This is a genomic window from Pseudomonas guariconensis (assembly GCF_040822035.1).
In the GTDB taxonomy this organism is placed as follows: Bacteria; Pseudomonadota; Gammaproteobacteria; order Pseudomonadales; family Pseudomonadaceae; genus Aquipseudomonas; species Aquipseudomonas guariconensis.
The window spans coordinates 5,258,691-5,281,914 of record NZ_CP162012.1; the positions used below are offsets into that span (position 1 = coordinate 5,258,691).

The following is a 23,224-nucleotide window of genomic DNA, read 5'->3' on the forward strand; positions in this document are numbered from 1 at the left end:
CTCTGTTATCGTCAGGCTCTCAGCAAGCAGGATGCATATGGATTTCCACAGCCCCTATTTCTTCGGCTATGTGCTTGGCCTGATTCATCTGCTAGGCATCATCGCCGCGCTGCATGCGGTGTTCACCGTGCGCACCGCCCAGGGTGCCATCGCTTGGGCGATGTCCTTGTTCTTCATCCCTTACTTCACGCTGATTCCCTACCTGGTGTTTGGGGCCCGCTCCTTCTATGCCTACATCCAAGCCAGACGCCAGGCCAATCAGGAAATGCACGTCGCCATGGCCAATCTCAACTGGCGGCCTTGGGTTGAGGAAGCGCTGACAGCCCGGGAGTCGGAAAGCTATGCCGCCCTGCGGGCAATGCCGAAACTCGGGCGCATGCCGTGCCTGGCCAACAACGAAGTGAAACTGCTGATCAATGGCCAGGCCACCTTCGATGCCATCTTCGCAGCCATTGCCGAAGCCCGGCAGGCTGTGCTGGTGCAGTTCTTCATCATCCATGACGACGACATCGGCAAGAAACTGCAGCAACTGTTGCTGCGCAAGGCGGCAGAAGGTGTGCAGGTATTCGTGCTGTATGACCGGGTGGGGAGCCATGCATTGCCGGCCAGCTATAGCCAGACCCTGCGGGAGGGAGGCGTGAAGATCCACGCCTTTGCCACACGCCGTGGGTGGTTCAACCGCTTCCAGGTGAACTTCCGCAACCACCGCAAGATCGTCGTCGTCGATGGCCTGCTGGGGTTCCTCGGCGGGCATAACGTGGGGGACGAGTACCTCGGCGGCCACCCTCGCCTGTCGCCTTGGCGTGATACCCACGTTCAGGTCAGCGGCCCAGTGCTTGCCTGCTTGCAGGAGTCCTTCGCCGAAGACTGGTATTGGGCCGCTCGCCAGTTGCCGCCGTTGATCCTGCCCGACACCTATCCGGATAACGGTGTGCTCTGCCAGGCATTGGCCAGCGGTCCGGCAGACCCGCAGGAAACCTGCGCGCTGTTCTTCCTTGAAGCCATCCACTCGGCTACTCAGCGCGTGTGGATCACCAGCCCGTACTTCATTCCAGATGAGGCGATCTTCGCCGCCCTGCGCTTAGCGGTGTTGCGCGGCGTGGATGTGCGTATCCTCATTCCTTCACGGCCGGATCACCGCATTGTCTACGCAGCGTCCAGTCTGTTCGCCTTCGAAGCGGTGCGGGCCGGAGTGAGGATGTTCCGTTATCAGCCAGGGTTCCTGCACCAGAAGGTGGTGCTGGTCGATGACGAGGTGAGTGCGATCGGCAGTGCCAACCTGGACAACCGTTCGTTCCGTCTGAACTTCGAGATTACCTTGCTGACCGTCGACCGTGCCTTTGCCGACCAGGTCGAGTCGATGCTGCTCGATGACTTTGCCCAAGCCCGGGAGATCACTGCCGAAGACAGCCGCGATACGCATCGCCTGCAACAACTTGGGATGCGTATCGCCCGGCTGATTTCTCCGATCCTGTGAGTCAGCGGTAGAGGTCCTCGCGGGTCCAGGGCAGGTCATGGTGCCCATCGGCGTAGGGCTTCACTGCCAGGATCTGGTGCAGGTTGATCCAGCCCTTGGAGAAGGCATAGGCGCATCCGGCCAAGTACAGGCGCCAGATGCGCAGAGTCTTCTCTGGCACCAGGGTGGCGGCTTTATGCAGTTGGTTCTCGAGGTTTTCGCTCCAGTGATTGAGCGTCTTGGCGTAGTGCAGGCGCAGGCTTTCCACGTCCACCACTTCCAGTCCGGCCTCACAGATGTTCGCCGTGATCATCGAGAGGTGCGGCAGTTCGCCGTGGGGGAAGACATAGCGGTCGATGAACTCGCCCGCGCCTCGCCCGACTGGCCGGCCATCCACGTGTTTGGCCGTGATGCCATGGTTCATCACCAGGCCGCCTTCACGCACGGCGCCGAACAGCTTCTGGCAATACAGCGCCAGGTTGGCGTGGCCGACGTGTTCGAACATACCGACACTCACCACCTTGTCGAAGCGTCCGTCCTGAGGCAGGTCGCGATAGTCCAGGATTTGCAGGTCGACCTGATCGCTCAGCCCCTCCTTCTTGACCCGATCACGACCTAGCTTGAGCTGCTCCTTGCTCAGGGTGATGCCGAACACCTTGGCGCCATACTCACGCGCGGCGAAACGCGCCAGCCCACCCCAGCCGCAACCCACATCCAGCAAGTAGTCCCCAGCCTGCAGGCGCAACTTGCGGCACAGGTGATCGAACTTGTTCTGCTGGGCTTCGTCGAGGGTGTTGTCCGGTTCGCGGAAGTACGCGCAGGAGTAGGCCATGTCCTGGTCGAGCCACAGCTGGTAGAACTCATTGGACAAGTCATAGTGGTAGGAAATGGCTTCGGCGTCGGTAGCTTTGTCATGCGCGATACGCTCTGGCGATACTTCTTCCTCGTCTTGGAGCAGAGCTTCGCTGAGCTCGTCGCAGACGCGGATGACTTCCCCGATATCGCCTTCCAGTTCCAGCTTGCCTTCGACGAAGGCGACACCCAGTTCGTCCAGGCTCGGGTGGGTCAGCTGACTGATCAGCTGAGGCTCCTTGACCAGGATGGTGACCTGTGGGCTTGGCCCTAGGTCGAACTGGTTGCCATCCCACAGCTTCAGACGCAAAGGCAAGTGCAGGCTCTGCAACGCAGGTGGAAGTTGCGCAAGCATGAATTTCCCTCCCTTCATGTGTACCGGACGCCTCATCTCATATTTGGGACGTCACCGGGGCAAGGGTAGTTCATTCACCGGAAGTTTCCGTTTATCAAGACCATGGTCTAGAGCTATTCAGTACGAATTGCTCTCAAGATTGTATACAACCCTGATTTCGCAGACTAATCTTGTGGCCCTCTGCGCTTCTTCACTCCTGGAGTAAAACCCATGAAATCCTATGATGTGGTGATCATCGGCGGTGGCCCCGGCGGCTACAACGCAGCGATCCGCGCCGGCCAGCTGGGCATGAGCGTCGCCTGCGTAGAAGGCCGCTCGACCCTCGGCGGTACCTGCCTTAACGTTGGCTGCATGCCATCGAAAGCCTTGCTTCACGCCTCGGAGCTCTACGAGGCCGCCAGCGGCGAGGAATTCGCCCATCTGGGTATCGAGGTCAAGCCAACGCTGAACCTGGCCCAGATGATGAAGCAGAAGGACGAAAGCGTGACCGGCCTGACCAAGGGCATCGAGTACCTGTTCCGCAAGAACAAGGTCGACTGGGTCAAAGGCTGGGGCCGTCTTGACGGCGTGGGCAAGGTGATCGTGAAGGCCGAGGACGGCAGCGAAACCACCCTGCAAGCCAAGGACATCGTCATCGCCACGGGCTCCGAGCCGACTCCGCTGCCAGGCGTGACCATCGACAATAAACGCATCATCGACTCCACCGGCGCCTTGTCCTTGCCCCAGGTACCCAAGCATCTGGTGGTGATCGGCGCAGGCGTGATCGGCCTGGAGCTGGGCTCGGTCTGGCGTCGACTGGGCGCCGAGGTGACGGTCATCGAGTACCTCGACCGCATCTGCCCTGGCACCGACGAAGAGACCGCCAAGACCCTGCAGAAGGCCTTGGCCAAACAAGGCATGACCTTCAAGCTCGGCAGCAAGGTGACCCAGGCCACGCCATCCGCCGACAGCGTCAGCCTGACCCTCGAACCCGCCGCTGGCGGCGCAGCCGAAACCCTGCAAGCCGACTACGTGCTGGTGGCCATCGGCCGTCGTCCATACACCCAGGGCTTGAACCTGGAAAGTGCAGGCCTTGTCACCGACAAGCGCGGCATGCTGGCCAACGATCACCATCGCTCCTCGGTACCCGGCATCTGGGTGATCGGCGATGTCACCTCCGGCCCGATGCTCGCGCACAAGGCCGAAGACGAAGCGGTGTCGTGCATCGAGCGTATCGCCGGCAAGGCCCATGAGGTCAACTACAACCTGATCCCAGGTGTCATCTACACCCGTCCGGAGCTGGCCAGCGTCGGCAAGACCGAAGAGCAGCTCAAGGCCGAAGGCCGCGCCTACAAGGTGGGCAAGTTCCCCTTCACCGCCAACAGCCGCGCCAAGATCAACCACGAGACCGAAGGCTTCGCCAAGGTCATCGCCGACGCCAATACCGATGAAGTGCTCGGCGTGCATCTGGTCGGTCCAAGCGTGAGCGAAATGATCGGCGAGTTCTGCGTAGCCATGGAGTTCTCGGCCTCGGCTGAAGACATCGCCCTCACCTGCCACCCGCACCCGACCCGCTCCGAGGCCTTGCGTCAGGCAGCGATGAATGTCGATGGCATGGCGATGCAGATCTGACGACACGCACAGCGCATCGAGAAAAAACCGAGCACGGGGCGAACATTACGGTTCGCCCCTTCTTCTAGGATGCTCAAAAAGCGACAGAACGGCGGTACTCAGAGGTCGCGACGACCTGGCCGCGCTTGAGCACCATCAGGCGCGCCGGCAGATCGAGAATCACATCACGGACCGACTGCGTGTCGATCAGTACCAGGTCGGCATCATTCCCCACCGCCAGGCCGTGGTTCTTCAATCCCAGCGCTTTGGCTGGGCTTGTGGTGAGCATCGCAAGCACGGTCGCCTGATCATCCGCGCCCCCCAGATGGCAGGCCGAAAGGGCAAGCTGTGCGATGTTCAACAGATCACCCGTACCATAAGGCGTGAATGCATTGCGGATGTTGTTGGTCGCCAGGCAGACATTCACGCCTGCGTCGCGCAATGCCCTTACCGGCGTCAGAGCGCGACGCACATTATGACTGTCACCGCGGGCGCCCAGGTGCAGGTCGGTCGCTGGCAGGCACATGACACTGATACCCGCCTGACGCAGCAGATCGATAATCGCAGCCTGTCTATCCGGGGGAACCGCTCCCAGGCTGGTCAGGTGTCCTACGCAGACACGACCTTGATACCCCTGCTCGATGGTCTTTCGCGCGAGGTACTCGATGGTCATGTTCTCGGCGTCATCGGCGAAGTCCTGGTGCAAGTCGATATCTTTGTCGTACTGCTTGGCCAGCTCGAACACGAAGTCGATGTGCTCCAGCGGCGAAACATCGTTATACGGAATTCCCCCGACGACATCGGCCCCCTTCTCCATGGCCTGGACCATCATTTCCTTCATCCCAGGCAGCTTCAAGATCCCTTCCTGGGGGAAGGCGACCACCTGGATATCAATGACGTCACGGAATCGCTCGCGCAGTTCCAGCACCACATCCAACCCCGTGAAACCTTGTGAAGGGTCGAATTCGGCATGCGCACGCACATGGGTGCTGCCCGCCTGCACCAATGCACGCAGTACCTGGGTCGAACGCTCCAGAATATCTTCGCGAGTCAGGGTAGGCTTGAGCTCGGCGGTGACAGCGATCGCTTCCTGCAAGGTGCCAGAGCGATTGGCCTTGCGATGCATCACGTTGGCTTTTTCAAGGTGCAGGTGCCCTTCGACGAACCCAGGAATCAGCACATTGCCGTTGCCCTGCACTTCCTGCGTCGCCTGGACGGCAATGGTCGGTGCAATCTGGACGATCTTGCCGTCCAGCACCGCCACATCCGTCAGTGGCAGACTGTCGTCGATGCGTACATTTCGAAAGATCAAATCCATGCGTGTCATTCCTCGTTCAAAGGCCCGGCCACCCTGCGGCAGCCGGGTCATTGACCTGTGACCGAATCAGAAAGGCTTGGTCGGCAGGTACTTGCCGTCCAGGGTGATCACCGCGCGGGAGCCACCTTCTGGATCGTCGACCTTCTTCACGTCCAGCTTGAAGTTGATGGCGCTGATGATGCCGTCGCCGAACTTCTCATGGACCAGTGCCTTCAGGGTGGTGCCGTACACCTGCAGCATCTCGTAGAAGCGATAGATGGTCGGGTCAGTGGGGACACGGTTTTCGATGCTGCCACGCAGCGGGATGGTCTGCAGCAGCGCCACGGCATCAGCGTCGAGGCCCAGCTTGTCACCGACAACCTGTGCAGCTTCCGCAGGCAGTGGGTGCTGACCCAGCAGCGCGGCGGTGACGAACGCTTCGGACAGGCCGGTACCGTCAGTGATCTGAGCGAAGGACAGATCCTTGCGAGCCTTGGACAACAGGATGACTTCGGTCAGGGCTACGCGGGCATTCTGGCTGACTTGGGACTGGATCATGGTGATATCTCCGTTTGGGGGATGAAAGGGGTTCACACAGCGCGCTGAAGCTGATGGGCGACAGCACGGACATTAGGGTTGCTGGCCAGGGGCACGAACTGGCCGGTACGGCCATCGAAGGCGTCGATGCAGCCGCTCTCGATGTCGTAGATCCAGCCATGCAGCGCGACACGGCCCTCCTCGAGGGCCAGGCGTACGGATGGGTGCGTCTGGATGTTGGCCAACTGGGCAATCACGTTCTCGCGCACCATGGCCTCGACCTTCGCCTGCGGGTCCTTGTGGTTACGCGCCTCGTTCACCACCCGGGCGGAGTCGGCATAGCGCAGCCAACCGGCCACGGCAGGCATGTGGTCCAGGCATTTGCAGGTAGCGATGGCCGTCATGGCGCCACAATCGGAGTGGCCGCAGATCACGATGTCCGATACCTGCAACGCGGCGACGGCATATTCCACCGAAGCCGACACACCACCCGGCTCAGGGCCATAAGAAGGCACGATGTTGCCGGCGTTGCGGATGACGAACAGATCACCTGGCTCGCGCTGGGTAACCAGCTCCGGTACCAGCCGGCTGTCCGAGCAAGAGATGAACAACGCCCGCGGGCTTTGCTGGGTCGCCAGGTTCTTGAACAGGCCCACGCGCTCGGGGAAGGCGTCTCGCTGGAATTTCAGGAAACCGTCGATGATGTCTTTCATGGCTGACTCCTCAGGTCGCGATGCGATGAGGCAAAGGTTACGCAGCCCATTTCATAAGGTAAAAGTCTCATTTATAATGCACTGCATCAGATATTCTTATGAGAACGACCCATGCTGGCACGGCATATCCAGTACTTCTTGGCCGTCGCGCAACACCAGAGCTTCACGCGGGCCGCGACAGCCCTGCACGTCTCCCAGCCGGCCCTGTCCCAGCAGGTCCGGCAATTGGAGGAAAGCCTTGGTGCGCAGTTGTTCGATCGCTCAGGCCGCACGACGCGGCTGACCGATGCCGGGGAGGTCTATCTGCGTTATGCGCAACGGGCGCATCAGGAATTGCAGGAGGGCAAGCGCGCCATTCATGACGTGGGCGACCTGAGCCGAGGCTCGCTGCGAGTGGCCGTCACCCCGACCTTCACCACCTATCTGGTAGGCCCGCTCGTCGAGGCATTCCACGGCCGCTATCCGAACATCACCTTGAACGTGCGTGAAATCGCCCAGGAGTACATGGAAGAACTCCTGCTATCCGATGAGCTGGACGTCGGAATCGCGTTCGAAGAAGTGCACGCCCAAGACATCGACGCCTATCCGCTGCTGGTCGAAACCCTCGCCTTGGTGGTCGGCGCAAAGCATCCGCTGGCCGGGCAACACACCATTGGACCAGAAGCCTTGAACGCCGAATCGCTGATCCTGCTCAGCAGCGAGTTCGCCACCCGCGAGCAGATCGACCGATACTGCCGCCAGCATGACATCCGCCCGCGTGTGCAAATGGAGGCCAATGCCATCAGCGCGGTCATCGAAGTGGTGCGCCGAACCACGCTGTCCACCCTGCTGCCCGCGACCATCGCCCTCGCCCACGACGAGCTGGTCGCCATCGAGCTGGACCCGCTGCGATTCCAGCGCACCGCCGTGCTCATGCAGCGCAAGGGCGCGTATCAGAGCGCGGCGGCACGTGCGTTCATTGAAGTGGCCACCGAGGTCGCTGGCCACTTGGAGAAGCGCCCGGGCTAGAGAAGCGACCCTTCGCGAGCTGGCTGCTCGGTACATCGTCGCCCCACACATGCGGGAACATGTTTCAGTCGCCAAAGGGTCGGTAGCATCGGTCCCATGGGGCGAAGACGGCTGACGCATCAAGGCCCTGCTGCTTGGTGACAGGTTCCTTTCCGTACGGCTTAGACGTAGCCTCTGACACTGGAATGACGCGTTCCCCGCGAGACAGGAGATCACTTGAGTGTCAGTAGAAAAATTATCATGAACAGACATTCCTCCTTGCCGCCTCTTAACGCGCTCAGGGTCTTCGAGGTGGTTACCCGCCATTTGAACTTCCGGCTGGCCGCCGAGGAGTTGGGAGTGACGCAGGCTGCTGTGGCGCAGCAAATTCGAGGGCTTGAGGCGATGCTCGAGTTGAAGCTGTTCGAGCGACTGCCCCGGGGCTTGCGTATGACGGATCCGGGTAGGACCTACAGCATTGCCATTCGTGAGGCCTTCGCCTTGATCAGCACAGCCACTGAGGCGCTCAAACCAGATGATCTGGATCTGACGGTGAGTGTCACGCCTACGTTTGCAGCGAAGTGGCTGATACCGAGACTGTCTTCGTTCTCAGCTGTGCACCCTCAGATCAATTTGCAGGTATTGGCCACTGACCGAATTTCGCAATTCCGACCTGATGGAGCGGACCTCGCTGTCCGTTACGGGCGAACGCCTTTCGAGAACATGCTCAATGCCAAACTTCTCTTGCCTGAACGTATCGTTGCGGTAGGTAGTCCGGCATTAATTGAAAAACTCGGTAGTCCAGAGCGCGTAGAGAAACTCCAGGAATACACACTGCTGCATGACGCACACAATTTTTGGCCAGCGTTCATTGAACAGGCCTTCCAAAGTTCCTTGCCCCTGCCCTTCAGAAATATACGGTTCAATCAGACGGTATTAGCTATCGAGGCAGCAGCAGCAGGACAAGGGTTGGCCTTGGCTAGCTACTACTTTGTCAAAGCCGATATAGAAGCAGGCAGATTAGCGCTGGCGACGACTCATCAGATGAGTTTGGAGAAAGCCTACTACTTGGTCTGGCCACGAAACGCCCATCAGCCGGCGGCCCTTGAAACGGTGCGGGAATGGCTCATGGAGCAAGCCAGACTATAAAAAATCTACTGCATCGAAGAAGCGTTGATGTCTCTCTGCTGAGTGCTGGGCGGTGCTAGTCTCAATTCACCAACAACCCATCCACGCCTCACTCAGGAGGATGTATGTCAGTAGAAAAAGTAGCAATCGTCACTGCCGGCGGCAGCGGCATGGGAGCAGCAGCAGCACGTCGACTGGCTGCCGATGGCTTCAAGGTCGGTATCCTGTCGTCCTCGGGCAAAGGGGAAGCGCTGGCGCAGGAACTGGGCGGTATTGGGGTAACCGGCAGTAACCAGTCGAACGAAGACCTGCAACGCCTGGTCGACGCCGTCATTCAAAAATGGGGTCGTATTGACGTATTGGTAAACAGCGCCGGCCACGGCCCCCGTGCGCCGATCCTCGAGATCAGCGACGAGGACTGGCATAAGGGTATGGAAACATACCTGCTCAATGTGATTCGTCCTACGCGCCTGGTGACACCGTACATGCAGCGTCAGAACGGCGGTGCGATCATCAATATTTCTACTGCCTGGGCGTTCGAACCGAGCGAACTCTTCCCTACTTCGGCAGTATTCCGTGCCGGCTTGGCGTCGTTTAGTAAAATCTTTGCTGACAAGTATGCTGCCGACAACATTCGTATCAACAATGTGCTGCCTGGTTGGATCGACAGCCTCCCTGCAACGGAAGAGCGCCGTGAAGGTGTGCCGCTCAAGCGCTATGGCACCAGCGAGGAAATCGCCGCCACTATCGCCTTCCTTGCGAGCGAAGGGGCCGCCTACATTACCGGCCAGAACATCAAGGTCGACGGCGGGGTTACCCGCAGCGTTTGATTGCCTCAGGGTCGCGTGCATTACCCGCCCCTTTTCCTTCGCACCTTGAATGTGGATCTTCGTGAGCGCAGCGCGGCTGTGTAACGGCTGCTCGTTTATCTTGAATTCCGAGCCAACGGTTTGGCCCAGAAACGGAAAGCCCCCGTAGATACGGGGGCTTATGCATTGTGTAGAACTTATTCCATACAGTCAGACGCTGAGAAACACATGGCAAGTCTTACTCCACCGTCACCGACTTGGCCAGGTTACGCGGCTGGTCGACGTCAGTGCCTTTGAGCACCGCCACGTAGTACGACAGCAACTGCAGCGGGATGGTGTAGACGATCGGCGCCAGCGCATCGATGACGTGGGGCACTTTGATCACGTGGGTGCCTTCGCCGTTGCTCATGCCGGCATTCTCGTCGGCGAATACGACCAACTGTCCGCCGCGGGCGCGGACTTCCTGCAGGTTGGACTTGAGCTTTTCCAGCAGCTCGTTGTTCGGTGCGACGGTCACCACCGGCATGTCGTTGTCTACCAGAGCCAATGGGCCGTGCTTGAGTTCACCGGCCGGGTAGGACTCAGCGTGGATGTAAGAGATCTCCTTGAGCTTGAGCGCTCCTTCCATGGCCACGGGGTACTGGGCGCCACGGCCCAGGAACAGGGTGTGGTGCTTGTCGGCGAACAGCTCGGCGGTCTTTTCGACGATGCTGTCCATCGCCAGTGCTTCACCCAGGCGCGTGGGCAGGCGGCGCAGCTCTTCCACCAGCTCGGCCTCGAGGCCTGCCGGCAAGGTGCCGCGCACTTGGCCCAGGGCCAGGGTCAGCAGCATCAACGACACCAGCTGGGTAGTGAAGGCCTTGGTCGAGGCCACGCCGATTTCCGGGCCAGCCAGGGTCAGCAGGGTCAGGTCCGACTCGCGCACCAGCGAACTGATGCCCACGTTGCAGATCGCCAGGCTCCCCAGGAAGCCCAGCTCCTTGGCATTGCGCAGGGCGGCCAAGGTATCGGCGGTTTCACCGGACTGGGAGATGGAGACGAACAAGGTGTCCTGCTGCACCACTACCTTGCGGTAGCGGAACTCGCTGGCGACTTCGACCTGGCACGGGATGCCGGCCAGCTCTTCGAGCCAGTAACGGGCGACCATGCCGGCGTGGTAGCTGGTACCGCAGGCGACGATCTGGACATTGCGCACCTTGGCGAACAGCTCGGCGGCTTGCGGGCCGAAGGCCTGGACCATGACGTGGTCCTTGCCCAGGCGACCTTCCAGCGTGCGCTGGACGACGCTCGGCTGCTCGTGGATCTCCTTGAGCATGAAGTGGCGGTAGGCGCCTTTGTCCGCGGCTTCGGCCCCTTCGTGGTACTGCACGGTCTCACGCTGGACCTTGTGGCCGGCCTGGTCCCAGATGCTCACCTGGTCGCGGCGGATCTCGGCGATGTCGCCTTCTTCCAGGTACATGAAGCGGTCAGTGACCTGGCGCAGCGCCAATTGGTCGGAGGCCAGGAAGTTTTCACCCAGGCCCAGGCCAATCACCAGCGGGCTGCCACTGCGGGCGGCGACCAAGCGATCTGGCTGATGCTTGCTGATCAGCGCCAGGCCGTAGGCACCGTGCAGGCGTTGGACGGCGGCCTTGAGGGCGTCGGTAATGTCGGGGACGGATTTCAGGATGTGGTGAATCAGGTGCACGATGACTTCTGTATCGGTTTGCGAGGCGAAGACATAGCCCAGGCCCTTAAGTTCTTCACGCAGGGCTTCATGGTTCTCGATGATGCCATTGTGAACGACCGCCACATCATCGCCGGAGAAGTGCGGGTGAGCGTTGTGTTCGGTCGGCGCACCGTGGGTAGCCCAACGGGTGTGGGCGATGCCCAGCTGGCCTGCCAAGGGGTCGGCGGCAACAGCGGCTTCCAGCTCACTGACCTTGCCGATGCGACGGCGGCGCTCGAGAACGCCTTGGGCAGTCAGAACCGCCAGGCCGGCGCTGTCGTACCCGCGGTACTCCAGGCGCTTGAGGCCTTCGATGAGGATGGCAGTGATATTACGCTCGGCTACGGCACCGACGATTCCACACATGGTTATTGCTCCTGGCTGATCGCGGCGCAGATCAGATTGATGCCGCGGGCTTGAATCTGTTCGCGTGCCTCCAGCGGCAGGCGATCATCTGTAATAAGGGTGTTGACGCTGCCCCAGGGCAGCTCGAGGTTGGGGATCTTGCGCCCGACCTTGTCCGACTCGACCATTACGATCACTTCCCGGGCGACCTCCGCCATGACCCGGCTCAGGCCCAGCAGTTCATTGAAGGTCGTCGTGCCACGGGCTAGGTCGATGCCATCGGCACCGATGAACAGCTGGTCAAAATCGTAGGAACGCAGGACCTGTTCGGCGACCTGGCCTTGGAAGGATTCGGAATGGGGATCCCAGGTACCGCCGGTCATCAGCAACACCGGTTCGTGCTCCAGTTCGCTGATGGCGCGGGCCACATTCAGGGAGTTGGTCATCACCACCAGGCCGGGCTGGCGCCCCAACTGCGGGATCATGGCGGCGGTCGTGCTGCCGCTATCGATGATGATGCGCGCGTGTTCACGAATCCGTCCTACAGCCGCCTTGGCAATCGCCTGCTTGTAGCTCGATACAGGCTGTACGGTCTCGACGAGCATTTCCTGTGGCACAGGGATGGCACCGCCATAGCGGCGCAGCAGAAGGCCATTGGATTCCAGCGCTGCTAAGTCCTTGCGAATGGTGACTTCGGAGGTTTCGAAACGCTTGGCCAACGCGTCCACGCTCACTTCGCCCTGTTCGTTGAGCAAAGCCAGAATGTTGTGGCGACGCTGAGGGGTGTTTCGTTTCGACATTGGCGTCTTAAGTTTCGATTCGAAAGATAATGGTTGCAATCAAAACCTAAGGACAATCATTCGTCAAGCACTGCCTGCCGCATTTTGTCGGCTCAGTTACGCCGCTCAGTCGGGAGCGCCTTGTAGGTTGCGATTGGTTTTCCACAGATAGAAAAAAAAGCCGGCTTATTCACATAAGCCGGCCTGTGCATAACTGACTGTGGATAAATCAACTCTTCTTGATTTTCTCAGGACGCTTCCAGCCATCGATATTGCGCTGGCGGGCACGGGCCACAGCCAACTGCTTGGTTTCGACCGTCTGGGTAATGGTCGAGCCGGCTGCGGTGGTTGCGCCGGACTGAATTTCCACCGGGGCTACCAGAGAGTTGTTGGAACCGATGAACACATCCTCGCCCATTACCGTCTTGAACTTGTTGGCGCCATCGTAGTTGCAGGTGATGGTGCCTGCGCCGATATTGGTACGCGCTCCGATCTGCGCATCGCCCAAATAAGTCAGGTGACCGGCCTTGGCGCCTTCACCCAGGTGGGCGTTCTTGAGCTCGACAAAGTTACCCACATGGGCCTTGGCGTCCAGCACACTGCCCGGACGCAGGCGAGCGAAGGGACCGGCATCGCTGCCCTCACCCATCACGGCCCCCTCGATATGACTGTTGGCCTTGATGATCGCGCCCTTGCGCAGGGTGCTGTCCTTGATCACGCAGTTGGGGCCGATCTGCACGTCGTCTTCGATGACCACCTTGCCTTCGAGGATCACGTTGATGTCGATCAGCACATCGCGACCGACGGTCACCTCGCCTCGCACATCGAAGCGCGACGGGTCACGCAGGGTCACGCCCTGGGCCATCAAACGACGGCCTTCGCGCAACTGATAATGACGCTCGAGCTCCGACAGCTGACGCCGGTCGTTGGCGCCTTGCACTTCCATCGGGTCATGAGGCTGCTCGGTGGCCACCACCAAGCCATCAGCCACGGCCATGGCGATCACATCGGTGAGGTAGTACTCGCCTTGAGCGTTGTTGTTGGATAAACGGCTCATCCAGTCGGCCAGGCGTGCCGCCGGCATGGCCAGGATGCCGGTGTTACCTTCCTTGATCGTTTTCTGCGCATCGCTGGCATCCTTGTGCTCCACGATGGCCATCACCTGGCCCTGGGCATCACGAACGATGCGGCCATAACCAGTCGGGTCCTCCAGATCGACGGTCAGCAGGCCCAGCTGGTTGGCGCTGACCTTGGCCAGCAGGCGCTGCAGGGTTTCGACCTCGATCAACGGCACATCGCCATAAAGCACCAGTACGGTGTCAGCAGTGATCGCTGGCAGAGCCTGGGCAACAGCGTGGCCGGTACCCAGCTGTTTGTCCTGCATCACGAAGTTCAGGTCGTCGGCGGCCAGACGCTCACGCACCAACTCCGCGCCATGGCCAATAACCACGTGAATGCCCGTGGGCTTGAGCTGTCGGGCGCTGTGGATAACATGGCCCAGCATGGAGTTGCCAGCAACCGGATGCAGAACCTTGGGCAGCGCCGAACGCATGCGGGTGCCTTGGCCTGCGGCGAGAATAACGATATCGAGAGACATTGACTGGCTACCAATCCTGGGCGGTCAGTGACATGACCGGTATATGAAGGACAAAAAGAAAAAGGGTAGCCGATGGCTACCCTTTTTCTCAATCTGCATGAAGCCTGCGGTATCAGCCGCCGAACTTCTTGCGGATCTGCTGGACGGTACGCAGCTGAGCTGCGGCCTCGGCCAGACGTGCGGATGCGGCACTGTAGTCGAAATCCGCGCCTTTCTCATGCAGGGCCTTCTCAGCAGCCTTGACGGCATCCTGAGCGGAGGCTTCGTCCAGGTCGGCGGCACGTTGCACGGTATCGGCGAGTACCTTGACCATGTTCGGCTGCACTTCCAGGAAACCACCGGAGATGTAGAACACCTCGCGATCGCCACCCTGCTTGGTCAGCGTGATCGGACCTGGTTTCAGATTGGTGATCAGCGGCGCGTGGCCTGGAGCGATACCCAGATCGCCCAGGTTGCCGTGCGCAACCACCATCTCGACCAGACCGGAGAAGATTTCTCCTTCCGCGCTGACGATATCGCAATGGACTGTCATAGCCATCTGCTTGCCTCAACCTGATTAGCGCCCCTTTCGGGGCGCCGGGATTACAGTTTCTTGGCTTTCTCGATCGCTTCGTCGATGCTGCCGACCATGTAGAACGCTTGTTCTGGCAGGTGGTCGTAGTCACCTTTGAGGATGCCGCTGAAGCCAGCGATGGTGTCTTTCAGGGAAACGTACTTGCCTGGCGAACCGGTGAAGACTTCGGCCACGAAGAACGGCTGCGACAGGAAGCGCTGGATCTTACGAGCGCGGGCAACCAGTTGCTTGTCGGCTTCGGACAGTTCGTCCATACCCAGGATCGCGATGATGTCCTTCAGCTCTTTGTAGCGCTGCAGAACATACTGAACCTGACGGGCAGTTTCGTAGTGCTCGTTGCCGATCACGTTCGGGTCCAGCTGGCGCGAAGTCGAGTCCAGTGGGTCGACCGCTGGGTAGATACCCAGAGAGGCGATGTCACGGGACAGAACGACGGTGGCGTCCAAGTGGGCGAAGGTGGTGGCTGGCGACGGGTCGGTCAGGTCGTCCGCAGGTACGTATACGGCCTGGATCGAGGTGATCGAACCTTCTTTGGTCGAAGTGATACGTTCTTGCAGAACGCCCATCTCTTCGGCCAGGGTCGGCTGGTAACCTACTGCCGAAGGCATACGGCCCAGCAGTGCGGATACTTCGGTACCGGCCAGGGTGTAACGATAGATGTTGTCGACGAACAGCAGAACGTCGTTACCTTCGTCACGGAACTTCTCAGCCATGGTCAGACCGGTCAGCGCTACGCGCAGACGGTTTCCTGGTGGCTCGTTCATCTGACCGTAGACCAGTGCTACTTTGTCGAGAACGTTGGAGTCCTTCATCTCGTGGTAGAAGTCGTTACCCTCACGAGTACGCTCACCCACACCGGCGAACACGGAGTAACCGCTGTGCTCGATGGCGATGTTACGGATCAGTTCCATCATGTTGACGGTCTTGCCGACACCGGCACCACCGAACAGACCCACCTTACCACCCTTGGCGAACGGGCAGACCAGGTCGATTACCTTGATGCCGGTTTCCAGCAGGTCGTTGCCGCCTGCCTGGTCAGCGAACGAAGGTGCCTTCTGGTGGATACCACGGCGCTCTTCCTCGCCGATCGGGCCAGCTTCGTCGATCGGGTTGCCCAGAACGTCCATGATACGGCCCAGGGTGGCCTTACCGACTGGAACAGAGATGGCAGCACCGGTGTCGACGACATCCAGACCGCGCTTCAGGCCTTCGGTGGAGCCCATCGCAATGGTACGAACCACGCCGTCGCCCAGCTGCTGCTGAACTTCGAGGGTGGTTTCCGCGCCTTGTACTTTCAGCGCGTTGTAAACACTCGGCACGACGTCACGTGGGAATTCCACGTCGATGACGGCGCCGATGATTTGAACGATACGTCCGCTACTCATAGCTGGATCCTCTGAATATTTGAACCGTTAAACCGCGGCAGCGCCGCCGACGATTTCCGAGATCTCCTGGGTGATCGCAGCCTGACGCGCCTTGTTGTAGATCAGCTGGAGTTCGCTGATCAAATCACCGGCGTTGTCTGTGGCGTTCTTCATGGCGATCATCCGGGCCGCTTGTTCAGCAGCGTTGTTCTCGACCACCGCCTGGTACACCTGCGACTCCACGTAACGCACCATCAAGCCGTCCAGCAGCTCTTTTGCGTCGGGTTCGTACAGGTAGTCCCAGTGATGCTTGAGATCCTGATCCGGGGTTGCCACCAACGGTACCAATTGCTCGACCGTCGGTTTTTGGGTCATGGTGTTGATGAACTTGTTCGAAACCACCGAGAGGCGATCGATACGGCCGTCCAGGTAGGCGTCCAGCATCACTTTGACGGAGCCGATCAGATCGTTGATCGATGGCTCTTCGCCCAGGTGGCTGATCGCGGCTACTACGTTGCCGCCAAAGATGCGGAAGAAAGTCGCACCCTTGCTGCCGATCACGCACAGGTCGATTTCAACGCCCTGTTCGCGGTTCTCGTTCATGTCCTTGACCAGGGCCTTGAACAGGTTGGTGTTCAAGCCACCGCACAGACCACGGTCACTGCTCACCACGATATAACCGGCGCGCTTTACAGGGCGCTCGATCATGAACGGGTGGCGGTATTCCGGGTTGGCGTTGGCCAGATGACCGATCACCTGGCGGATACGCTCCGCGTAAGGACGGCTAGCAGCCATGCGCAGTTGTGCCTTGCGCATCTTGCTGACCGCCACTTTCTCCATGGCGCTGGTAATTTTTTGCGTGCTTTTGATGCTCGCAATCTTACTGCGAATCTCTTTTGCGCCTGCCATGTATCACCTATCAGGTTAGCAAGCGGGGGCCGGAGCCCCCACTGCGGCTTACCAGGTCTGGGTGGCCTTGAACTTCTCGATACCGGCTTTGATGCCAGCGTCGATTTCGTCGTTGAAGTCACCCTTCACGTTGATCTTGGCCATCAGTTCGGCGTGATCACGGTTGAAGTAGGCGATCAGTGCTTGCTCGAAGCTACCGACCTTGGAGACTTCTACGTCGGTCAGGAAGCCACGCTCAGCGGCGTACAGCGACAGCGCCATGTCCGCGATGGACATCGGAGCGTACTGCTTCTGCTTCATCAGCTCGGTAACGCGCTGACCATGCTCCAGCTGCTTGCGAGTAGCCTCGTCCAGGTCAGAAGCGAACTGGGCGAATGCAGCCAGTTCACGGTACTGAGCCAGAGCGGTACGGATACCACCGGACAGCTTCTTGATGATCTTGGTCTGGGCGGCACCACCAACACGGGATACCGAAACACCGGCGTTAACTGCAGGGCGGATGCCCGAGTTGAACATGGCCGATTCCAGGAAGATCTGACCGTCGGTGATCGAGATCACGTTGGTCGGAACGAACGCGGAAACGTCGCCAGCCTGGGTTTCGATGATCGGCAGAGCGGTCAGGGAACCGGTCTTGCCAGTCACGGCACCGTTGGTGAACTTCTCGACGTACTCTTCGGAAACGCGAGATGCACGCTCCAGCAGACGGGAGTGGAGATAGAACACGTCGCCTGGGTACGCTTCACGTCCTGGCGGACGGCGCAGCAGCAGGGAGATCTGACGGTAGGCAACGGCCTGCTTGGACAGGTCATCGTAAACGATCAGTGCGTCTTCACCGCGGTCACGGAAGTATTCGCCCATGGTGCAGCCGGCGTACGGGGCCAGGAACTGCAGTGCGGCGGATTCCGAGGCACTGGCGGCAACAACGATGGTGTTGGCCAGGGCGCCGGCTTCTTCCAGCTTGCGAACGACGTTGGCGATGGTCGACTGCTTCTGGCCGACGGCCACGTAAACGCAGAAGATACCGCTGTTTTTCTGGTTGATGATCGCATCGACCGCCATAGCGGTCTTACCGATCTGACGGTCACCAATGATCAGCTCGCGCTGGCCACGGCCAACCGGGATCATGGCGTCGACCGATTTGTAGCCAGTCTGTACAGGCTGGTCTACCGATTTACGCCAGATAACGCCCGGAGCGACCTTCTCGACCGCGTCGGTTTCGGTGGTGGTCAGAGGACCTTTACCATCGATAGGGTTGCCCAGCGCGTCAACGACGCGGCCCAGCAGGCCCTTGCCGACCGGCACTTCGAGGATGCGACCGGTGCACTTGGCGCTCATGCCCTCGGCGAGGGAGGTGTACGCACCCAGTACCACCGCACCTACGGAGTCTTGCTCCAGGTTCAGTGCCATACCGTATACGCCGCCCGGGAACTCGATCATTTCGCCGTACATAACGTCGGCCAGACCGTGGATCCGCACGATACCGTCGGAAACGCTTACGACGGTACCTTCGTTACGGGCTTGGGAGCCGACATCGAGCTTCTCGATGCGACCCTTGATGATTTCACTAATTTCGGAAGGATTGAGTTGCTGCATTGCTCTGCTGCCCCTTCAAACTCAAGATTTCAATGCTTCGGCCAGTTTCGCGATCTTGCCGCGAACCGAGCCATCGATTACCAGGTCGCCGGCGCGGATGACGACGCCGCCGATCAGGCTGGCATCCTCCGACGCGTGCAGGCGCACTTCCCGGCTGAGCCGTGCACTGAGAACCTTGGCGAGTTTGTCTTGCTGTTCTTGGTTCAACGCAAAAGCACTGGTGACTTCCACGTCCACGGATTTCTCTTGCTCGGCCTTGTACAGGTCGAAAAGAGCGGCAATCTCCGGCAGGAGCAGGAGACGGTCGTTTTCCGCGGCAACATGAATGAAATTCTGTGCCTGTGCATCGAACTTGTCACCGCACACTTCAATGAATGCGGCGGCCTTTTCTGCGCTTGTCAGTCGCGGGGCCTTGAGCAGGCGCTGCATGGTGTCGTCTTCCGACACCGCAGCAGCCAGGCCGAGCATGGCTGACCAATTGGCCAGTTGCTGATGGGCCTGGGCGTGCTCAAAGGCAGCCTTAGCGTAAGGTCGGGCCAACGTGGTCAGTTCTGCCATGATCGCCCTCGCTTAAATTTCAGCGGCCAGTTTGTTAACCAGCTCCGCATGCGCGTTTTGATCGATTGTGGCGCCAAGGATCTTTTCAGCACCGCCAACGGCCAGGGCACCCACTTGGGCACGCAGGGCGTCTTTGACGCTGTTGAGTTCCTGTTCGATCTCGGCTTGAGCCTGAGCCTTCACACGGTCAGCTTCGACGCGAGCCTGTTCACGGGCTTCCTCGACAAGCTGAGCAGCGCGTTTCTTGCTTTGCTCAATGATTTCGGCTGCCTGTGCCTTTGCTTCACGCAGTTGCTGACCCGCTTTCTCTTGGGCCAGCTCCAGGTCGCGAGCTGCGCGGTTGGCAGCGTCCAAGCCGTCGGCAATCTTCTTCTGGCGCTCTTGCAGAGCAGTGATGACCGGAGGCCATACGTACTTCATGCAGAAGAGCACAAAAATCAGGAAAGCAACGGATTGGCCAATCAGGGTTGCATTAATGTTCACGCCAACACCTCGCTCGGTCTTTGTCCATCACACCAATCAACTCGTAGAAACGAGTGATTAGCCGGCGATCTGACCAACGAAGGGGTTCGCGAAGGTGAAGAACAGAGCGATACCAACACCGATCATGGTTACGGCGTCGAGCAGACCGGCAACGATGAACATTTTGACCTGCAGCATCGGAACCATCTCAGGCTGACGAGCAGCGCCTTCCAGGAACTTGCCGCCCAGCAGGCCGAAACCAATGGCGGTACCCAGAGCACCCAGGCCGATCAGCAGAGCAACAGCGATAGCGGTCAGACCAACTACAGTTTCCATCTTTCCTCCCGACTTTTACGTCGTATTGGTTAGGTTTTTAGTTTGAAGCGGTAAAACAAATCGTTTGGTACAGCGGTGCCCTTGCGGACGTTTTCAGCCTTCCCCCCAAACAGGCAGGGAAGGCTATCAGACACGCCAGGCGGTCTTAATGGTTATCTTCGTGAGCCATCGACAGGTAGACGATGGTGAGCATCATGAAGATGAAGGCTTGCAGGGTGATGATCAGGATGTGGAACACAGCCCACGCCCACTGCAGCACCACACCCAGGCCGCTGAGCCAGAGGATGCCGGCGCCGAACATCACGGCGATCAGGATGAACACCAGTTCGCCGGCGTACATGTTGCCGAACAGACGCAGTGCCAGCGAGATCGGTTTGGCGATCAAGGTGACGAATTCCAGCAGGAAGTTCACAGGGATCAGCAGGATCTGAACGAAGATGTTCTTGCTGCCGAACGGGTGCAGGGTCAGCTCACCGATGAAGCCGCCCAGGCCCTTGACCTTGATGCTGTAGAAAATGATGAGGGCGAACACGCAGAAGGCCATGGCCAGGGTCGCGTTCGGGTCGGTGGTCGACACGGCACGGAACGGAATGTGCGGGTCGCCAGAGATCAGGATGGCCAGCTGCGGAATCCAGTCGACCGGTACCAGGTCGATGGCGTTCATCAGGAACACCCAGACGAAGATGGTCAGCGCCAGTGGGGCGATCACCGGGCTACGGCCATGGAAGGAATCCTTCACGCTGCCGTTGACGAAGTCCACCAGCACTTCGACGAAATTCTGCAGACCGCCAGGCTGGCCGGAAGTCGCCTTCTTGGCTGCCATGCGGAAGATGAACAGGAAGATCAGACCCAGCGCGACGGACCAACCCAGGGTGTCCAGGTGGAACGCCCAGAAGCCCATTGCCTTGGCTTCTGCAGCCGAATGGGCGAAGCCCCAGCTGCCGTCTGGTAGTTGACCGTAGGTCAGGTTCTGCAAGTGGTGCTGGATATAGCCCGAAGCGGTTTCTGCTGCCATGGTTGCCTCAAACGCCCTAAGGTCTCGAAAGTCTTTTATTCATCAGCAGGGGCGCGAACCAGCTGACCAGTAGGGTCAGCAGGAAGACGCCGAATACTGCTAACGGCGCCAATGGCTTCACTCCTGCGAAGGTCAGTGCAAAAAGCACTGCCGTCAAAATCAATTTGCCTGCCTCGCCTGCGTAAAACGACTTGACGATGGCCTGCGCTGCCCTGGCCCCGCTATAGCGAAAAGCCTTCCAGGCGAAATACACATTGGGCAGCCAGCCAATCAACCCTCCGCAGAGACCTGAATAACCGCTGACCGCTCCTTGCCACTGCCACAACACCAGAGTTGCCAGCAGAAACACGATACATTGAGCCAGCAGTACCGGAAAAACCGCCCAGCGATGGAAAGGCAAGCGGTTTGGCGTGCGGATTTCCATCACAACTGCTCCTCGAAAGTCGACCGTCAAGTCAGCAATGACTTGGCATAATTTGTGCCGACAAAATGCGCGCAGAGTATAGGGGTGGTTTAACCCCTATTCAACTATTCGGTAGTGATTTCCGACTGCGCGCTACAACAGGAAGTGTTTCAGCGAATGTGAGCCAGTACGCCTTGCAACTCATCAAGAGAGTTGTAACGAATTACAAGTTGGCCTTTGCCCTTGTTGCCATGACGTATCTGAACCGCCGAGCCCAGGCGCTCTGCCAGACGCTGTTCAAGGCGCGCGATATCCGGATCAGGTTTGCTCGGCTCGACCGGATCAGATTTGCCATTGAGCCATTGACGCACCAATGCCTCGGTCTGGCGCACGGTAAGGCCACGTGCGACAACATGCCGCGCCCCCTCTTCCTGGCGATTTTCTTCCAGCCCAAGCAATGCACGGGCATGGCCCATCTCCAAGTCGCCGTGGGCCAGCATGGTCTTGATCGCTTCGGGCAGTGAGATCAGGCGCAGCAGGTTGGCCACGGTAACCCGTGACTTGCCCACGGCATCAGCGACCTGTTGCTGGGTCAGCTCGAATTCCTGCTGCAGACGCTGAAGCGCCAGGGCTTCTTCCAGCGGATTGAGATCCTCACGCTGGATGTTCTCGATCAGGGCCATCGCGATGGCGGCGTCGTCCGGCACTTCGCGGACCATGGCCGGAATGGTGTCCAGGCCAGCCTGCTGGGTGGCGCGCCAGCGGCGCTCACCGGCGATGATTTCGTAGCGGTTCTCACCGATCGGGCGGACCACGATCGGTTGCATCACGCCCTGGTTGCGAATCGAGTGCGCCAGTTCTTCGAGCGCTTCGGGGTCCATGTCGCGGCGTGGCTGATACTTGCCACGCTGGATCAGTTCGACCGGCAGGTGTTGCAGTTCCTTCTGGTCCACCTTCACAGCCTGCTCTTCGAGCGCGCCGACGGAAGGACCACTGAGCAGTGCATCCAACCCACGTCCGAGACCCCGTTTCTTAACGGCCATGCGGATTCCTTAAGTTGTCTGTGCAGTGCGTGATTGACGGCGTTGACGGCGCACCAGTTCCCCGGCCAGTGCCAGGTAGGCCAGTGCGCCACGCGATTGCTTGTCGTAGGCCAGGGCCGGCATGCCGAAACTCGGCGCCTCGGCCAGGCGAATGTTGCGAGGAATGACCGTGTCGTACAACTGGTCTCCGAAGTGCTCCTTGAGCTGGGCCGACACATCGTTGTTCAGGCTCAGGCGCGGGTCATACATGGTCCGCAGCAGACCTTCGATCTTCAGCTCCGGGTTCAGGCGGGCGGCGATGCGCTTGATGTTATCCACAAGGTCGCTGAGACCTTCGAGCGCGTAGTACTCGCACTGCATCGGAATGATCACGCCATCGGAGGCGACTAGGGCATTGAGGGTCAGCATCGACAGCGAGGGTGGGCAGTCGATGAGGATGAAATCGTAATTCTCGCGGATCGGCGTCAACGCGTTGCGCAGGCGGCTCTCCTTCATCTGCATTTCCAGCAGCACCACTTCGGCGGCGGTGAGGTCGCGGTTGGCCGGCAGCAGCTGGAAGCCGCCATGCTCGGAGTAGTGCATGGCCTGGGCCAAGTCGCATTCCCCGATCAGCAGGTCATAGACCGAATGCTCCAGGACGTGCTTGTCCACACCACTACCCATGGTGGCGTTGCCCTGTGGATCGAGGTCGATCAGCAGCACGCGACGTTTGGTCGCGGCCAGCGATGCGGCGAGATTGATACAGGTGGTGGTCTTGCCCACACCACCTTTCTGGTTCGCGATTGCGAATACCTTAGCCATTGTTGCGTGTGTT

Annotated in this window: 23 protein-coding genes; 5 read left to right on the top strand and 18 right to left on the bottom strand. The window is 59.6% G+C overall.

Annotation, left to right across the window (positions count from 1 at the left end; all coding sequences use genetic code 11):
• Positions 1-37: 37 nt before the first annotated feature.
• Complete coding sequence (gene cls, locus AB1N67_RS24465) at positions 38-1,477, top strand: cardiolipin synthase (protein ID WP_090344150.1); 1,440 nt, start codon at positions 38-40, stop codon at positions 1,475-1,477.
• Between the two features lies 1 nt (position 1,478).
• Here cls and cfaB read toward each other — a convergent pair whose 3' ends face one another.
• Positions 1,479-2,663 carry a C17 cyclopropane fatty acid synthase CfaB gene (gene cfaB / locus AB1N67_RS24470; RefSeq protein WP_043210002.1) on the bottom strand — a complete coding sequence of 395 codons (1,185 nt, stop codon included), beginning with the start codon at positions 2,661-2,663 and terminating at the stop codon, positions 1,479-1,481.
• A gap of 210 nt (positions 2,664-2,873) precedes the next feature.
• On the opposite strand from cfaB, the gene lpdA reads away from it, so the two are divergent.
• Positions 2,874-4,274, top strand: coding sequence for a dihydrolipoyl dehydrogenase (gene lpdA, locus AB1N67_RS24475; RefSeq protein ID WP_043210005.1), 1,401 nt, complete (start codon positions 2,874-2,876; stop codon positions 4,272-4,274).
• Between the two features lie 73 nt (positions 4,275-4,347).
• Here lpdA and AB1N67_RS24480 read toward each other — a convergent pair whose 3' ends face one another.
• From AB1N67_RS24480 to AB1N67_RS24490, 3 genes are all read right to left on the bottom strand, one after another.
• Positions 4,348-5,571, bottom strand: coding sequence for an amidohydrolase family protein (locus AB1N67_RS24480; RefSeq protein ID WP_182816802.1), 1,224 nt, complete (start codon positions 5,569-5,571; stop codon positions 4,348-4,350).
• Positions 5,572-5,637: 66 nt separating this feature from the next.
• A complete protein-coding gene (cynS, locus tag AB1N67_RS24485) occupies positions 5,638-6,108 on the bottom strand; it encodes a cyanase (RefSeq protein WP_043210009.1) in 471 nt (156 codons plus the stop codon).
• Positions 6,109-6,140: 32 nt separating this feature from the next.
• Positions 6,141-6,800: a carbonic anhydrase gene (locus tag AB1N67_RS24490; RefSeq protein ID WP_043210011.1), complete on the bottom strand. Its 660-nt coding sequence runs from the start codon at positions 6,798-6,800 to the stop codon at positions 6,141-6,143.
• A 111-nt stretch (positions 6,801-6,911) separates the two neighbouring features.
• On the opposite strand from AB1N67_RS24490, the gene cynR reads away from it, so the two are divergent.
• From cynR to AB1N67_RS24505, 3 genes are all read left to right on the top strand, one after another.
• On the top strand, positions 6,912-7,808 hold the full coding sequence (gene cynR, locus AB1N67_RS24495) for a transcriptional regulator CynR (RefSeq protein ID WP_250034241.1): 897 nt from the start codon (positions 6,912-6,914) through the stop codon (positions 7,806-7,808).
• A 240-nt stretch (positions 7,809-8,048) separates the two neighbouring features.
• Positions 8,049-8,936 carry a LysR substrate-binding domain-containing protein gene (locus AB1N67_RS24500; RefSeq protein WP_102081168.1) on the top strand — a complete coding sequence of 296 codons (888 nt, stop codon included), beginning with the start codon at positions 8,049-8,051 and terminating at the stop codon, positions 8,934-8,936.
• Positions 8,937-9,040: 104 nt separating this feature from the next.
• Positions 9,041-9,745 (top strand): SDR family oxidoreductase, encoded by a 705-nt coding sequence (locus AB1N67_RS24505; RefSeq protein WP_196168074.1) that lies wholly within the window; start codon positions 9,041-9,043, stop codon positions 9,743-9,745.
• 217 nt (positions 9,746-9,962) lie between these two features.
• Here AB1N67_RS24505 and glmS read toward each other — a convergent pair whose 3' ends face one another.
• From glmS to AB1N67_RS24575, 14 genes are all read right to left on the bottom strand, one after another.
• Positions 9,963-11,798 (bottom strand): glutamine--fructose-6-phosphate transaminase (isomerizing), encoded by a 1,836-nt coding sequence (glmS, locus tag AB1N67_RS24510; RefSeq protein WP_367863460.1) that lies wholly within the window; start codon positions 11,796-11,798, stop codon positions 9,963-9,965.
• Between the two features lie 2 nt (positions 11,799-11,800).
• Complete coding sequence (locus AB1N67_RS24515; protein ID WP_043214182.1) at positions 11,801-12,577, bottom strand: DeoR/GlpR family DNA-binding transcription regulator; 777 nt, start codon at positions 12,575-12,577, stop codon at positions 11,801-11,803.
• A 208-nt stretch (positions 12,578-12,785) separates the two neighbouring features.
• Complete coding sequence (gene glmU / locus AB1N67_RS24520; protein ID WP_043214183.1) at positions 12,786-14,153, bottom strand: bifunctional UDP-N-acetylglucosamine diphosphorylase/glucosamine-1-phosphate N-acetyltransferase GlmU; 1,368 nt, start codon at positions 14,151-14,153, stop codon at positions 12,786-12,788.
• 112 nt (positions 14,154-14,265) lie between these two features.
• The gene (locus AB1N67_RS24525) at positions 14,266-14,691 is read right to left on the bottom strand and encodes a F0F1 ATP synthase subunit epsilon (RefSeq protein ID WP_043214185.1); all 426 of its coding nucleotides are present in this window, start codon (positions 14,689-14,691) and stop codon (positions 14,266-14,268) included.
• Between the two features lie 44 nt (positions 14,692-14,735).
• The gene (atpD, locus tag AB1N67_RS24530) at positions 14,736-16,112 is read right to left on the bottom strand and encodes a F0F1 ATP synthase subunit beta (RefSeq protein ID WP_023383132.1); all 1,377 of its coding nucleotides are present in this window, start codon (positions 16,110-16,112) and stop codon (positions 14,736-14,738) included.
• 27 nt (positions 16,113-16,139) lie between these two features.
• Positions 16,140-17,000, bottom strand: a complete 861-nt coding sequence (atpG, locus tag AB1N67_RS24535; protein ID WP_023383133.1) for a F0F1 ATP synthase subunit gamma — start codon at positions 16,998-17,000, stop codon at positions 16,140-16,142.
• 48 nt (positions 17,001-17,048) lie between these two features.
• On the bottom strand, positions 17,049-18,593 hold the full coding sequence (atpA, locus tag AB1N67_RS24540) for a F0F1 ATP synthase subunit alpha (protein WP_043214188.1): 1,545 nt from the start codon (positions 18,591-18,593) through the stop codon (positions 17,049-17,051).
• Positions 18,594-18,614: 21 nt separating this feature from the next.
• Positions 18,615-19,151 carry a F0F1 ATP synthase subunit delta gene (locus tag AB1N67_RS24545; RefSeq protein WP_043214190.1) on the bottom strand — a complete coding sequence of 179 codons (537 nt, stop codon included), beginning with the start codon at positions 19,149-19,151 and terminating at the stop codon, positions 18,615-18,617.
• A 12-nt stretch (positions 19,152-19,163) separates the two neighbouring features.
• Positions 19,164-19,634: a F0F1 ATP synthase subunit B gene (locus AB1N67_RS24550; RefSeq protein ID WP_023383136.1), complete on the bottom strand. Its 471-nt coding sequence runs from the start codon at positions 19,632-19,634 to the stop codon at positions 19,164-19,166.
• A 57-nt stretch (positions 19,635-19,691) separates the two neighbouring features.
• The gene (atpE, locus tag AB1N67_RS24555) at positions 19,692-19,949 is read right to left on the bottom strand and encodes a F0F1 ATP synthase subunit C (protein ID WP_003097235.1); all 258 of its coding nucleotides are present in this window, start codon (positions 19,947-19,949) and stop codon (positions 19,692-19,694) included.
• Between the two features lie 145 nt (positions 19,950-20,094).
• Positions 20,095-20,964, bottom strand: a complete 870-nt coding sequence (gene atpB, locus AB1N67_RS24560) for a F0F1 ATP synthase subunit A (protein ID WP_023383137.1) — start codon at positions 20,962-20,964, stop codon at positions 20,095-20,097.
• A 16-nt stretch (positions 20,965-20,980) separates the two neighbouring features.
• A complete protein-coding gene (locus AB1N67_RS24565; RefSeq protein WP_043214193.1) occupies positions 20,981-21,388 on the bottom strand; it encodes a F0F1 ATP synthase subunit I in 408 nt (135 codons plus the stop codon).
• Positions 21,389-21,537: 149 nt separating this feature from the next.
• Positions 21,538-22,410, bottom strand: coding sequence for a ParB/RepB/Spo0J family partition protein (locus AB1N67_RS24570; RefSeq protein ID WP_043214196.1), 873 nt, complete (start codon positions 22,408-22,410; stop codon positions 21,538-21,540).
• Between the two features lie 9 nt (positions 22,411-22,419).
• The gene (locus AB1N67_RS24575) at positions 22,420-23,211 is read right to left on the bottom strand and encodes a ParA family protein (RefSeq protein WP_367863461.1); all 792 of its coding nucleotides are present in this window, start codon (positions 23,209-23,211) and stop codon (positions 22,420-22,422) included.
• Between the last annotated feature and the right edge of the window lie 13 nt (positions 23,212-23,224).